Origin of the sequence: Neobacillus rhizosphaerae (assembly GCF_937468385.1) — a bacterium.
Taxonomy (GTDB): Bacteria; Bacillota; Bacilli; order Bacillales; family Cytobacillaceae; genus Neobacillus; species Neobacillus rhizosphaerae.
Window position 1 is genome coordinate 26274 of record NZ_CALBWS010000014.1, and the last position, 14088, is coordinate 40361.

Annotated in this window: 13 protein-coding genes; 3 read left to right on the top strand and 10 right to left on the bottom strand. The window is 38.7% G+C overall.

Translation table 11 applies throughout. From position 1 onward, the window contains the following. Nucleotides 1-216: 216 nt before the first annotated feature. The 5 genes from M5A78_RS11830 to M5A78_RS11850 all read right to left on the bottom strand — a co-directional run bounded on the left by M5A78_RS11830 (nucleotide 217) and on the right by M5A78_RS11850 (nucleotide 4567). Nucleotides 217-849, bottom strand: a complete 633-nt coding sequence (locus M5A78_RS11830; protein ID WP_248735479.1) for a hypothetical protein — start codon at nucleotides 847-849, stop codon at nucleotides 217-219. 435 nt (nucleotides 850-1284) lie between these two features. After that, nucleotides 1285-1920, bottom strand: coding sequence for a pentapeptide repeat-containing protein (locus M5A78_RS11835; RefSeq protein WP_248735480.1), 636 nt, complete (start codon nucleotides 1918-1920; stop codon nucleotides 1285-1287). Nucleotides 1921-2312: 392 nt separating this feature from the next. Next, on the bottom strand, nucleotides 2313-2450 hold the full coding sequence (locus tag M5A78_RS11840) for a hypothetical protein (protein WP_248735481.1): 138 nt from the start codon (nucleotides 2448-2450) through the stop codon (nucleotides 2313-2315). 228 nt (nucleotides 2451-2678) lie between these two features. After that, nucleotides 2679-2981: an MTH1187 family thiamine-binding protein gene (locus M5A78_RS11845; protein WP_248735482.1), complete on the bottom strand. Its 303-nt coding sequence runs from the start codon at nucleotides 2979-2981 to the stop codon at nucleotides 2679-2681. Nucleotides 2982-3097: 116 nt separating this feature from the next. Continuing rightward, nucleotides 3098-4567, bottom strand: coding sequence for a protein adenylyltransferase SelO (locus M5A78_RS11850; RefSeq protein ID WP_248735483.1), 1470 nt, complete (start codon nucleotides 4565-4567; stop codon nucleotides 3098-3100). 453 nt (nucleotides 4568-5020) lie between these two features. Here M5A78_RS11850 and M5A78_RS11855 point away from each other — a divergent pair, with 453 nt between their 5' ends. Beyond that, complete coding sequence (locus M5A78_RS11855) at nucleotides 5021-5239, top strand: hypothetical protein (RefSeq protein WP_248735484.1); 219 nt, start codon at nucleotides 5021-5023, stop codon at nucleotides 5237-5239. Nucleotides 5240-5587: 348 nt separating this feature from the next. Here M5A78_RS11855 and M5A78_RS11860 read toward each other — a convergent pair whose 3' ends face one another. Then, nucleotides 5588-7567: an oxidoreductase gene (locus M5A78_RS11860; protein ID WP_248735485.1), complete on the bottom strand. Its 1980-nt coding sequence runs from the start codon at nucleotides 7565-7567 to the stop codon at nucleotides 5588-5590. Between the two features lie 278 nt (nucleotides 7568-7845). On the opposite strand from M5A78_RS11860, the gene M5A78_RS11865 reads away from it, so the two are divergent. Then, nucleotides 7846-8409: a phosphatase PAP2 family protein gene (locus M5A78_RS11865; protein WP_248735486.1), complete on the top strand. Its 564-nt coding sequence runs from the start codon at nucleotides 7846-7848 to the stop codon at nucleotides 8407-8409. Between the two features lie 207 nt (nucleotides 8410-8616). Next, nucleotides 8617-9540, top strand: a complete 924-nt coding sequence (locus tag M5A78_RS11870) for an MBL fold metallo-hydrolase (RefSeq protein WP_248735552.1) — start codon at nucleotides 8617-8619, stop codon at nucleotides 9538-9540. A gap of 89 nt (nucleotides 9541-9629) precedes the next feature. On the opposite strand, the gene M5A78_RS11875 is transcribed toward M5A78_RS11870, so the two are convergent. The 4 genes from M5A78_RS11875 to cysI form a co-directional block, all read right to left on the bottom strand. Continuing rightward, nucleotides 9630-10097 (bottom strand): CoxG family protein, encoded by a 468-nt coding sequence (locus tag M5A78_RS11875; protein WP_248735487.1) that lies wholly within the window; start codon nucleotides 10095-10097, stop codon nucleotides 9630-9632. A 324-nt stretch (nucleotides 10098-10421) separates the two neighbouring features. After that, the gene (locus tag M5A78_RS11880; RefSeq protein WP_248735488.1) at nucleotides 10422-11612 is read right to left on the bottom strand and encodes an MFS transporter; all 1191 of its coding nucleotides are present in this window, start codon (nucleotides 11610-11612) and stop codon (nucleotides 10422-10424) included. A gap of 156 nt (nucleotides 11613-11768) precedes the next feature. After that, entirely contained in the window at nucleotides 11769-12080 is a 312-nt protein-coding gene (locus M5A78_RS11885; RefSeq protein ID WP_248735489.1) for an ArsR/SmtB family transcription factor, read from the bottom strand. A gap of 286 nt (nucleotides 12081-12366) precedes the next feature. Next, a complete protein-coding gene (gene cysI / locus M5A78_RS11890; RefSeq protein ID WP_248735490.1) occupies nucleotides 12367-14085 on the bottom strand; it encodes an assimilatory sulfite reductase (NADPH) hemoprotein subunit in 1719 nt (572 codons plus the stop codon). Nucleotides 14086-14088 lie beyond the last annotated feature (3 nt).

A 14088-nucleotide genomic window follows, 5' to 3' on the forward strand; every position in this document is an offset into this window, starting at 1 on the left:
AGAAAATGTAATTATAATCTATTTTCCCTTTAATGCTATACCAAAAATGAGTAACCTTTTCATACATAAAAAAGTGCCAGGCACCATCCCATTTTTTGAATGGTATCCTGACACTATATTAACAGCGAAACCCTCTCTTTTTTAGTCTTCAAAATCAGCCAATTCATTGACTAACAGGAGGGTATCAGGTAAATATTTTTACTGATACAATATCCATTATTCACCTCGATTTGGCGAGTTTTGTTTAAATTTAACCTCTTTCAGGTGAAGCAATCCATTAATATGTTCAAACTGTTCAACATTCTTTACAACTATGAATGGAGGATCGAAAATCGTCCTTTTCAGTCTAAATGTCAACTTAAAGGCATTGTTCACTTTTTCATCAAGACCATACAAAGCATGCCAGCGAACGATTTGTTCTGTCTCATAATGCTTAATTTGATTGTATGAAACCAATTTCCCATTAAGAATAATCCCTTTAGGTAAAATAAAGAGGTTGCCTCGATGGCGAACTGAGTTCATGATAATGAAAAACAAATAAGCCAAACTGAAATAAGACGATCCTAACCAATCAGTAGTTAAGACCATCACTAAAAGGACAGCTAGGAAACAAATGGCGGCAATAGTGCCCCATTTAACATATCGGTAGGACTTTGTTTTTTTTGTTATTGGCTCCATCTGTTTCCATTCATTTGGAATGATAATGCCATCAAACTCACTTTCAGTTATAGGATAAAGTGCAGCCTTTGAGGCATCAGCAGCCATTTTCAAATTTACTAGATTTCGAATTAAATAGTAGTTTCCAATGATAAACAGTACAGTAAAAAAGACCGTTACAAGAATCGTCAATCATTCCTTTCCTTCATTTTCAGTGGAAAAGGGGCGGAGCGCCGCAAAAATGAATCACTTTAACCAGTTAAAGTGAAATACCCATTTCACTAGACGAAAGCTGTGAAGTCTAGCTCTGCTCTCACCGCTTTTATTAGGTGACTACGGTTTGTTCTCTAAATTTATTTTCAGGGTAGGGTTGGGAGTTGAGGCTCATGATAGTTTTTTTAACATCATAGCAGCCAATTCATCTTATCCCTTTATTTTCAGCTCGCTTTAGGTTTTCAGTTATGCTGGACAAAGATCATGCAAAAACATTAAAAAATATTAGCAAATTATCATTGCGGCGGTTGTTCCCAGAATGATCTTTTTCACTTTGCGAATACTCCCTCTTTTATCGGTGCCTGACACCCGCTGAGCTAACTCTTCGTACTGGGTGTCAGGCACCAACTTTTCTTAATCTTTAATAATCAAACCCATTAGTGTAGCAAATTGAATAGCTTGATAGGATGATACTTTGCATCCTTTTAAATCATCGATCGAAACCGTTAATGTATCAAAAGTAGAAGAACTAATATCTATGCCCTTTAGTGATGTTTGATCAAAGTTTGCTCCATCGAGATTACAAACCTGAAATTCAACGCTTTTCAGTTTACAGTCATAAAAATCTGTACTTTTTAATGCAGAATCTTTAAATTTTACTTTTTCTAGCTTTGAATTTCCGAATGCCGACAAGTTTAATACAGAATCTTCAAATTGTACATTTCCAAAACGTGATTCAGTAAAATCCACACCTACTAATTTACTGTTTTTAAATACAACCCTGTGAATCGAAGACTTGCTCAAATTGGCATTAGATAGATCGCAGTTTTCAAACCAGACATCTGTTATGTCAATGCCTTTAAAATCGGTATGATTGAATCGGCAATTCTTAATTACCATATTCGATAATCGCACTCTGCCAACCTTTTCATTTTCAAAAACAGAATCAATGACCTGACACATTTCTAGTTCTGGATCTTCTTCGTAAAAAATATCCTGGAAATTCCTTGTAGGTAATTCAGCTGAAATTTTTGGTAAATCAATTTTCATACGTAAGCCTCTTTCGTCAAATAATTTAGTTGAATACCCTTATTGTACAGATATTAGTAAAATAAAACAGCAAGACATTTGTTACATCGAAAAATTGAAATTACATTCAGTTTAGAGAATGGTAGGGCATGGGATCTTTCGGAGAGGTTCTGGGTAAGTCATTTGAGGAGAATATTGAAAAACTAAAAAATCAACGTTTATTTAAAAATCCTTTACATATCGGCACTCGCTAAAGTTAAGTTATCCAAACGAAAAGGGGTAGTTCCCGCTCCAAAAAGTTGCGGAACTGCCCCTTGATTTATTGCGTTTGAAATGAAAATGATGCAACAGAACGAACCATCTTTCTATGTATGATAACAAAAAAGATAGTTTTTCAAGTTCGAGGTTTTATCTTATTGCTTTTTTATCGGGGTGACCACGGAAAATAAACTTTCGGTTGGATCAGATACATTAAATTCAATGATCTTATATCCATTTTCTCCATCTTTGAACTCGTTTTTCCTTGCTGTTATTAATTGATTGTTATTCATTATTTTTTACTTCCTCCCTAACATTTCTCACACAGAAGTTACTATATGACGGAGAATCAAATTTGTGCATGATTTTTAAAAAAATTTATCATATATTTTTATTTTTGGTTATAAAACCTAATAAAAACGGCTGTCGACTTAGTCGACAGCCTGAAAATTTCTTTCTACCGTAGCTTCATTGAACATACGTGTATGATGTTTTTTTGATATGTCAAAAAATGCTGAGCCTTATAATTTACTTTGTACTGCTCTTAGCTTTCGCTCCATTGAATGTTCCTTATCCCGCCGGTCATCAATTCGGATATTGGTGCAAACTCTTTGGACACCTTTTTGAAACGGCACCTCATGAATCTCTTGGACAATGTGTAGCAATAGCTTTAGATCGCCTTCAATTAGAGTGCTCATCGGTGTTAATTGAAACTTAATTTGCCCTTCATATTGGTGTAGGACTTTATGAATTTCGGCAACATATTCGCTAACACTGGAAGTAGCTGTTCCTACCGGAATGATTGTAATATCGATAATAGCCATATTTATTCCTCCTATTTTTCCATTCTCTTTAAATGATTACAACAGAAAATGGAACTGTCCCCTTCATTATCTCTTTGAAATGAAAATGATGCAAAAGAACCGTCCCGACGCTTCAATCATGTACCGCAAAAAGTTCGGTATGGAAGGTTTGATGGCGCAGGCAATGTGCAGTAATCCTTCTTTTCTGGGGAATCCGCATAGGGCTTCGACAGAACATCCAATAGCCGTTCCATGACACTGTAATCTTCTTGTTCCACTGCGGCTTCAAGCGACTCTTCGACCCGATGGTTCCGTGGGATCACCGCAGGATTACTGTTTTGCATCAACTGCTGCGAGGATGCCTTCGATTCCTCCTGCCTTTCAAGTCTCGCCTGCCATAGCTCATGCCACTGTGTAAATTCTGGCGTACCATAAAGAACCGTTTCCTCTAGTGTATCAAAAGTTAAGGCACGGAAGGTATTGGTATAATCGGCACGATACTTCTGCATCATATTGAGGAGACCTTCAACTAGAGATTCATCCTCTTTCTCTTCATTAAATATTCCCAGTTTTGCTCTCATTCCCTCTAGCCAATTAGATTGATATAACTCCATATAATTTGAAATCGCATCCTGAGCAAGTTTAACAGCCTGCTCTTGATAATCATGCAGCAGCGGCAGTAGGGTTTCAGCAAAGCGCGCCAGATTCCACCCGGCAATATAAGGCTGATTGCCATAGGCATAGCGGCCTTGCCTGTCAATCGAACTGAATACCGTTTCCGGGTCATAATGATCCATGAAAGCGCAAGGACCATAATCGATGGTTTCTCCGCTAATGGTCATATTATCGGTGTTCATCACTCCGTGGATAAAGCCAACCAGTTGCCATTTGGCAATCAGTGCGGCCTGACGCTTGATCACTTCCTGAAGCAGCGAAAGGTATTGATTTTCACCCGCTTCAACGTCTGGATAATGACGCTTTAGTGTATAATCAGCTAGGATCTGAAGTTCCTCCACTGTGCCCCATTTTGCAACGTATTGGAAGGTTCCGACCCGCAGATGACTAGCAGCCACTCGGGTGAGAATGGCACCAGGCAGTTCGGTTTCGCGGATGATGGACTCACCGGTGGTCACCACCGCTAGACTGCGGGTGGTAGGAATACCAAGTGCATGCATCGCTTCACTAATAATGTATTCGCGCAGCATCGGTCCAAGGGCTGCTCGACCATCGCCCCCACGAGAGTATGGCGTTCTCCCTGGTCCCTTGAGCTGAATATCAACCCGCTCACCTCGGGGAGTGGTCTGCTCCCCTAGTAGCACAGCCCGACCATCTCCTAACATTGTGAAATGTCCAAATTGATGACCCGCATATGCTTGAGCAAGCGGCATAGCCTCGTCAGGAATCCGGTTGCCAGCAAGCACCGCTATGCCAGCTTCGCTTTGCAGTGCTTCAACGTTCAACCCCAGGGATGTCGCCAACGGTACATTGAGTATGATCAGATTCGGTAAGCGAACAGGGGTTGGGTTGTGCCTGGTAAAAAATGCTTTCGGCAGACGAGCGTAACTGTTGTCAAAGTTCCATCCTGTTTCTTTTATGTCTTTTATCATCGGATCTCCTTTTCTTCTTAAGTCTTTATGTATCCTAGTTTTTTCTTATTCATAAAATAAAAATCATAAACATTTCATGATGTTTTTAGTAATTAACTTTCCAAATCAACACAAGGTATCTCCTTTTAGTGTCTTCTATTACAATTTATTATATCCTTTCCACCCATAAATGGCGTCCTTTATATATTTTTAAAATTTACTGTTCCTCCAACCTTTTATATTCCAATTTTAATCGCAAAGACTGGAGTTTGTTGAGTATAGCAAGACTTAAATCTACAAAGAAAAAAAGCACTGTCAGTAATAATAAAATAATAAAATTACACACTTTGAAGGCAGTCAAAATTTTTAATTTTAGTACTTGGTCTAAATCTAACTAGAATCATATATTTTATAGGGAGGATCCATTTTGAGCACTTTTTGTAACACATACCAATTGAAATAGGTGAGGACAAAATGTTTGCTGTTCATTTTTTCGAAAACAAAAACCTTTTATTAACTCAGCTGCTTAAACGAGTCCCTTCTGTAGGTGAAGATTTAACCATTAAAGGTCGTAAAGGAAAAGTTGCAAGTGTTATCAGTATGGATGAAAAAAATATCCATGTACAAGTTATCATAGAAAACGTTAAGAAAAATAAACTTATTGTGGATAATTCAAAAAAGAAAAAAAGGTAAATAATATTTGTCTACTCCCTCCTTAAGGGATAATAGTGCTATTCAAAAAATCAAGAAGGAAGTCAATACCAATTATGCTTTGAAAAGTCGTTTGTAATGATATTAAGGTTAGGTTGAGTAAACATATGAAAACAAAAAGAACGCACATGTTAGATATGTCTAATATGTACGTTCTTTGCTGACACTCAAAGTTCATTGAGTGCCATAATTATTACTATATGTGACAAAAACGATTTGTCCTGTTTATTGGGATGTTATTCGCAATTTTCCACTTCCAAAGTGAACAACTGTATTCTTTCTCTGCTTCCTTAACCTATCGATTAAAGAGGAATCGTCCCCTTACTTATATCAGATAGTTTCCACCAACTCTTCCACTGCATCTTTTTTTAACACAAGAGATTCAATAACAAATGCCTTTTCAAATCCATCTTTTATCGCATTCGTAATCGAACCTGGATTGTTAGCGTCGCCTATTACATAGACATTATGAAAATGTTTGCGATAGGACTCTTCTAATGGATTATAGGCCTCCGTCCCCATGGATAACACAACATGATCCACTTCCAATTCCAATTGAAGTGCTGATAATTCATCCTCGACAATGATGGAATTTGCAAGGATTTTAGCTACTTTTTGACCTTCGAAAATCTCGACATTTGCCTTTTTCAAACGATTTAGGAGCATCAATCTTGTGGGGGCTGAGACTTTTTCACCAGTGGTAGTAGGGATGTCAACCAATGTCACGTTGTTCCCCATTGCAGCAAGCTGTCTGGTTACACTATAACAAACCATCCCACTTCCGATTACTGCGATTCTTTTATTCCTAAATGCTTTTCGTTCCAAAAGAACATCTTCATAATCACACACATTTGTAAGGTCATTTCCCTCTATATCCGGAATAATGGGTTTAGCACCAGTTGCTAAGAAAACAGCATATGGCTCTAAAGATTTAATCATTTCTACTGAAGCCTCTGTATTAAGGCGTACATCAACATGTAATCGTTCCATTTCATTGCGATGATAATCAATCATCCAATTCATTTTCTCTTTTGGTATTGGTGAAGTCACTAGGTTCAATTGTCCACCAAGTTTATTGTCCTTCTCAAATATGGTGACATCATATCCCTTTAATGAAAGTACTCTTGCCGCTTCCATTCCGCCAGGTCCACCGCCAACGACAGCTACATTCCGCTTTTCCCCTATCGGTTTGATTTCATTAAACTCTAGTTCTCTTCCTGCTCTAACGTTGACTGAACACTGAACATGAGCAAGGGATCTTGTACAATGGAGACAACAAATACACTTGCGAATCTCTTTTTCGCGGCCTTCCAATGTTTTCTTTGCCCATTCAGGATCTGCGATATGCCCTCGTCCTAAAGCAATAAAGTCGGCTCTTCCCTTTGATAAAATGTTTTCGGCAAATTCTGGTTCTCGAATCACCCCAACAGTTATCACTGGGATATTCACTTCTTTTTTAATTTCCTCTGCAAGGTAAACTCTCCAGCCTTGTTCGAATAACATAGATTCTATTATTTTATCCATAGAATTATAGTTTCCTGCACTAGCATGTAGTCCATCTACTCCTATTTTTTCTAAATATCGACTAATTTCCTTGCTCAATTTTACATCCTGTCCACCTTCATCAAACTCATCCACACTTAGTCGTACCGTTACGGGGTAATCTTCACCACATTTTTCCTTAATACCAACAACAATTTCCTCTAAAAATCGCATTCTATTTTCAAAGCTGCCACCATATTCATCGGTACGGACATTGGTATTAGGGCTTAGAAACTGGTTAATTAAGTAGCCGTGCGCACCATGAAGTTCCACTCCATCAATGCCTGAGATTTTACATCTGAATGCACCCATTACAAACTTATTCACTAAATCTTTCACTTCTGCCGTCGTTAATTCCCTTGGTTCTTCTCCAACTGCAGCACAAGTTACCGGACTCGGAGCTACAATTTGTTTTCCACCGGTGAGCTGCGAATTTGATTCTCGTCCTGCATGATGAAGCTGAACAAATATTTTTGCATCATATTTATGTACAGCATTAGCTAATCGATGAATCCCTGGTATGAAACGACCTTCATCTATTCTTAGTTGATTCATCGTCCCTTTCCCTAATTCATATTCGATAGATGTAAATTCAACAATAATTAACCCAGTTCCGCCTCTAGCTCTTTCTTCATAATAAGCAATTTGATGGTCTGTGATCTCACCATTAGGACCTGCCAAGTTGGTTCCCATTGCAGGCATAACAATTCGATTCTTCAAAACCAAATTCCCAATTCTTCCGTTTTCAAATAAATGATTGTACTTCATTCAAACTCCTCCTTAAAGTTTGTTCAACACTTCACATAAGCTATTTTAAAAAAATATTCCCAACATAATTATAAACGAACGAATCAGAAATACTGTGAAATTGAAGTGACATTTATTTGCTGAAAAGGTATCAGCCATCAGAGTACCCAATAGTCGCCCATTTGCAAGAAGTGCACCTTTTGTCCATTCCTCCCTGATCGTTTATGCCATACATATTTGCTTACCAGACGGAAATAATACGATTGATATTTCAAGGCAAAAAAGAGGGAGACATTATTATGAACTATCGAATATTTAAGGTAATTAACCAGTTTGCTGGGAATTCTCGAATTTTAGATTTCATTATGATCACCATTTCCAAAAGAGCTCGGTTTGTCTTTCTTTTCGTGTTACTCTTTCTTTGGTATCGCAACGGTATTTATAAAAAAATGACATTATATGTCGGTGTAACAGCTAGCGTGACGTATCTGCTCAGCATGGTGTTTAAACTATTCTATTTTAAGCCAAGACCGTACTTGAACCATGGAGTTCATCTATTACCTCCGGTTCCATCAAAAAAAGACTCTTCGTTTCCAAGTAAACATACTGCTCTATCCTTTGCCTTTGCGGCTTCTGTGTTTGTTTATCACCGAATATTGGGCTTGAGCTTGTGGTTGATTTCCATCTTAGTCGGGTTATCACGTATTTGGATGGGACAGCATTACCCTTCAGATATCATCGGCAGCGCCATCCTTGGAAATGTTACCTCCTTCGTGGTTAAGCTAACTGAACAGCTTTGGACGCCTTTTGTGACTAGTATCTTTCGTTCGTACACTCATTTCCGTTCTTCTTTCCGGCAATAATAAAGTAAACTTGAGGGATCATCCATCTTAGCTTGGATCATCCCTTTCAGATTTTCTTCCTACCTTCACTTTTACCCCACTTTTTTGTTTGGCATTGTTATACTCCCCAATCATGACCTTCGTTTCTTATGTTCATTTTTGATGAGGGAATGGATTATTGCTATACTCAACCTATGAAGGAGTTTCAGTGAAAAATAAGGTGAGTAAATCATGAAGAGATATGCTAATTTGGATCATGTGACAAGTAACAAATCGTTTAAGGATATGAGAAAGTGGCAGAAAGAAAGAAGAACGAAAGTGAAGGATTTATCAGTTAACATCGAACAGTGTCCAAATAAAAAGGTGAGAGAAATAAACGAAAACAGCGGCCGGACCTCTTATACATGGATTGGTCATTCTACCTTTTTGATTCAGCTGAATGGTGTAAATATTTTAACGGACCCTGTGTGGGCCAAGCGGATGGGATTTCAAAAACGATTAACAGAACCGGGTATTTCATTAGCAGACCTGCCGGAGATTGATCTAGTTGTCATCTCTCATGGTCATTACGACCATTTAGACTTTCCTACTCTGAAAAAATTAAAAGGAAATCCCCACTACTTTGTCCCTGTTGGGTTAAAGTCCCTTTTTTTCAAAAAAGGCTATCAGAAAGTGACCGAGATGAGCTGGTGGGAAAGTGTCGAACACGAAGGAATAACCGTTCATTTCGTCCCAGCCCAGCATTGGACAAGAAGGTCGCTGCGAGATATGAATACTTCCCATTGGGGCGGCTGGATTTTTCAAACTCCACAAGAATCGTTTTATTTTGTTGGTGATACTGGCTATTTTAGCGGCTTTCAACAAATAGGAGAGCAATTTACAATTGATACGGTATTTATGCCGATTGGGGCATATGAACCGGAATGGTTTATGGCCGATGCCCATATTTCACCGGAGGACAGTGTCAAAGCTTTCATTGAATTAAAGGCAAAATCCTTCGTGCCAATGCATTATGGCGCCTATCGGTTAGCAGATGACACGGGATCAGAGGCATTAGACCGCTTATACCGTGAATGGGAAACCCAGCAGCTTCCTCAAGAACAATTAAAGGTGCTCTTACTTGGCGAAACCGTGATAGAATCGGGTGCCTAATTTGGCAAAAAGTGCTTATCACTGTTCGTAAAAGGAAACCAAGACGTTACCTAGAAACGTAAAAAGGCAGGTGAATTGAGGTCCTATGATCACCTGCCTCTTTTTTTCAATTTATAAAGACTCATTTTTATTTCCTTTTCCATTTTTCGAAAAAAAGCCTCTAAACCCTTGTTCGCTGCTCCTTCTAATACCCGCTGACCAGCTAAAGCAAGTGCACCGGTTAGCTGAGCATCAGTACTAATGGTTAACTTGGATTCTCCTTGGAGTTCAATAATATTTATCCCTGCTTTAGCATCTATTTCCCCGAGAGTACCTTTCCCTTGAACAACTAGCTGATAAAAAGATGGCGGCCTCTCATCAACTAGCCGAATTTCAAGAGTTAAACAATCCTGAATTGGACCAATATTAATCTCAAATTCAGCTTGGTATACTCCTCTTGAACTTTCTATAAATGACTTACAACTTGGGAGAGAGTTCCTAAGCACCTTTTCATCCTTTAAATACTTCCATACAATTTTCCTTGGCAAATCAAAGCTATAATCGTATTCGATATTCAACGTTTTCCCTCCAATTGAATACAGGATAATATAATAAAGGGTCCTTCACCAAGTCATCATTCATTCCTATTTATCATCCATTATTATTATTATTCAAAGGGGAATTGAAAAGTTCAAAAAATGACATGAAGGCGTGTAATCAACGGTTTACAATACAAAAAGGCATCGAAAAAATCGATGCCTTCTCTTGGTCATTCCTTATTAATGAGTTGATTATACTCATTTACCAATTGCTCATTATTCTCTCTTACACGCCTCGCTTATTCCCCCATAGAAGTGCATGTAATTGAGGTAATACTTTTACATTATTTAATTGATTCCCGATTAGTTTAACGAACTCAGTGTTACGTTTAATTCTTTTGATCTCGAACTGAAAATTTTTATTTTTATCATGATCAATAAGAAAGCGAGCAGAGCAAATATAATTCCACTCCAGATGAGTTGATGTATCCCCAATTGAGATATAAACCAGCCGCCGATTGAAGTTCCTAAAGTAATTCCCAGATTAGAAAATGAAACAAACAAGCTGTTACCGAACTCGGGAGCTTCCTTCGCCTCAGTGGTTAGCCATGTTTGACTGACAATAAGCCCGCCAGAATGCACTATCCCCCAAATAAATACGATAATAATCATCGGAATGAAATAAGAGCCCAAATAATAAGCGAACAAGTAAATTATCATATATAGGAGAGGGAAAAGTATAACGGTCTTTGTTATACTTTTTTGCAAAAAGCCCCCAAATAAAAAATTCCCCAAAATCATGATAAGACCGAATGCCATCAACATCATACTAATCCAGGAACCATTCATGTGTGTAAGTTGTCCAAGATATTCAGCAAAGTAGCTGTACACGGAGAACATAGATGCAAAAATAAAAATAACTGTCACGATATTTAACCACAATTGAGGTTTACCTAAAATACTAAGCTGGCTAACATAAGACAATTTTTCCTTAACAGGCATGGAAGGAAGCCAAGCTAATATTCCTACAAAGGCAATCGCACTTACTAAAGCCCCAAACAAGAAAGCAACCTCTAACGAAAACTGTTCCGCGAGATAAGAAGTCAAAGGCACACCAAAAGCAAACCCGACCGTTATTCCAGCAAAAACCTTTGTAACGGCTTTTCTGCTTTTTTCCGGAGGGACAAGTTTTGCTGCAGTTACAAGTGCTACTGAAAAAAAGACGGGATGAAAAATGGCAGGAAGAATACGGAAAGCTAACATAACTTCGAATTTTGTGGTATAAGCATAAACAAAGTTTGAAATCGTGAAAATAAGTACAGAGGTTAAGAGAATAACTTTACGATTAATACCTGAACCGAGTAATGTCAGAAATGGACCTGAAATAGCAACAACTAAAGCAAATATACTTACAAGCCCTCCTGCCTGTGATGTTGATATATTAAATTTTTGAGTGATCTGGGGTAGAACCCCTACAATTCCCATTTCAGTTGTAATAATGCTGAATACACCTAAAGCTAGCATAATAATCAGTAAAGGGTTGACCTTTTTCATAAAAAAAACTCCATTCCTTTGAGCTAAGACTGTAGAAAATATTCACTTTCTAGTCGCTGTCTCTTTATTATTGTTAAACAAGATTTTCCATTCATAAAATTACATATTCATATATATAGATATGAACATATAAAAAAAAGAATATCCTCCTTCCATTTAAAATTCCTTTTGGATGTAATCGACAAATTCCTCTATAGTCTTTTCGTTCCGTCGGTAATACGTCCACTTCCCTATTCGATTTGATTCCAACAACCCAGCTTTTTGCATTGTTAACAAATAACTAGAAATGACTGATTGGGCAAGTCCTGCTTTAGCCTGAATATCTCCTACACATATACCAATTTGAAATTTGAGACCTTGTTGTAAATAGAGCTTTTCATCAAAGAATTCCTCTGGATTCTTTAGCCATAGCATAATTTGACGCCGTGTCTCGTTTGATAAAGCTTTGTATATCAATAAAGGTTCCATAAATAACATTATATCTATTTTTATAGATTTGTAAATATAGAACTACTCAATACATGGATATAAAAACTCTATGTTAAAAGCTTAACAACTGAAAATAATGTCAAAATTAAAAACTTCGCTGTAAGTATAGAATATTTAGTGAATCCTTCCTAACGAACCATTTCATTTGTTCCCGAACCTGAATAATAAAAAGATTGAAGGAGCATCAAATTTAAGCTGCTCCCTTTTTGTCGTTGGGATAGAAAGCTGAACCCGTTAAGAAATTCCTGTCTCTTTTTGTGTGGAATCAATCATGAAAGTTCGTCCCATCTGTTGTTTCTTTGACGATGGCCTTTCGAATGACAAAATCTCCGAGGTGCTCGCCTTCCTGCCGTTCTTTCGCGTAGTGGGAAAGAATGAAACTCAGTTCTTTCAAAATTTGCTCCTCACCGATGTTCTCTCGGTACATTTTGCTTAGGCGACTGCCATCATGGGCTGCCCCGAGATACATATTGTACTTCCCTGGTGCTTTGCCGATAAAACCGATTTCACCAAGCGCATGCCTAGCACATCCGTTCGGACAGCCGGTCATCCGAATGGTAATATCCTCGTCCCGTAGGCCGTGATCATCAATAATCTCCTCGATCTTGTTTATCAAAACCGGCAAATATCGTTCTGCTTCAGCCATCGCCAGTCCGCATGTCGGCAGAGCAACACATGCCATTGAGCTACGGCGAAGAGCGGAATAATGCTTTCCATCTGTCAATCCGTATTGTTCAATAAGTTCATTAATCTTTTTCTTTTGCTGGCTAGAGACATTGGCAATGATCAGGTTTTGATTTGCCGTCAGATGGAATTCGCCAGTATGAATTTTGGCGATTTCGCGCAGGCCAGTCTTCAACTGATATTCATCAAAATCCGCGACCCGGCCGCCTTCGACAAACAGCGTAAAATGCCAGCTTCCTTGAACGCCTTTTACCCAGCCATAGCGGTCGCCGTTATGGTCAAAATGATATTGTCTAGCTTCGTCCAGGCTCCAACCGAGGCGGTTTTCTAGTTCAGATTTGACCGTTTCCGGCCCGAGTCGGTCCACAGTGTACTTAAACCGGGCATTTTTGCGTTCAGAACGGTTTCCGTAGTCGCGCTGAATCGTAATGACTTTTTCAGCCAATTCACTAATTTGGTCCGGTTTACAGAAGCCGATTATTTTGGCGAGCTGCGGATATGTCTCTTTGTCGCCGTGTGTCATGCCCATGCCGCCGCCAATCGCCACATTAAAACCGACAAGCTTTCCTTCTTCAACAATTGCAATGAATCCAAGGTCTTGTGAAAAAATGTCAATATCATTGGATGGCGGCACGGCAATCCCAATCTTAAACTTCCGCGGCAAATAAAGCGGACCATACATTGGTTCAACTTCTTCCACTTCCGGAGTTCCTGCCACTTTTTCTTCGTCCAACCAAATTTCATGATACGCTCTTGTGCGTGGCAATAAATCATTACTCAATTTTTTCGACCATTCATATACTTCGGAATGGATTTCAGACTGATATGGATTAGAGGCGCACATGACGTTACGATTCACATCGCCACATGCCGCAATCGTGTCCAAAAGGGCGGCATGGATTTCCTGGATCGTTTTTTTCATATTCCATTTTAAAATTCCATGTATTTGAAATGTCTCTCGTGTAGTTAGTTTCAAGGTGCCATTGCCATATGTTTCGGACAGTTCATCCATGACGAGCCATTGATCCGGTGCCGCTACACCACCCGGCAAACGTACCCGCAGCATGAACTGGTAGGCAGGTTCAAGTTTTTGTTTTTGCCGTTCATTGCGGAGATCACGATCATCCTGCAAATAGCTGCCATGATGCTTCATCAGACGGTTGTCATCATCAGGAATTCCAGCGCTAATAGGGTCCTGCATCACTTCCTTCAAAGTGCCGCGCAAATAGTTGCTTCTTTCTTTAATATCTTCAACATCACTTGGTTGACCGTCCGGCGCTTTTAAAATTTGCTTCACCATGTT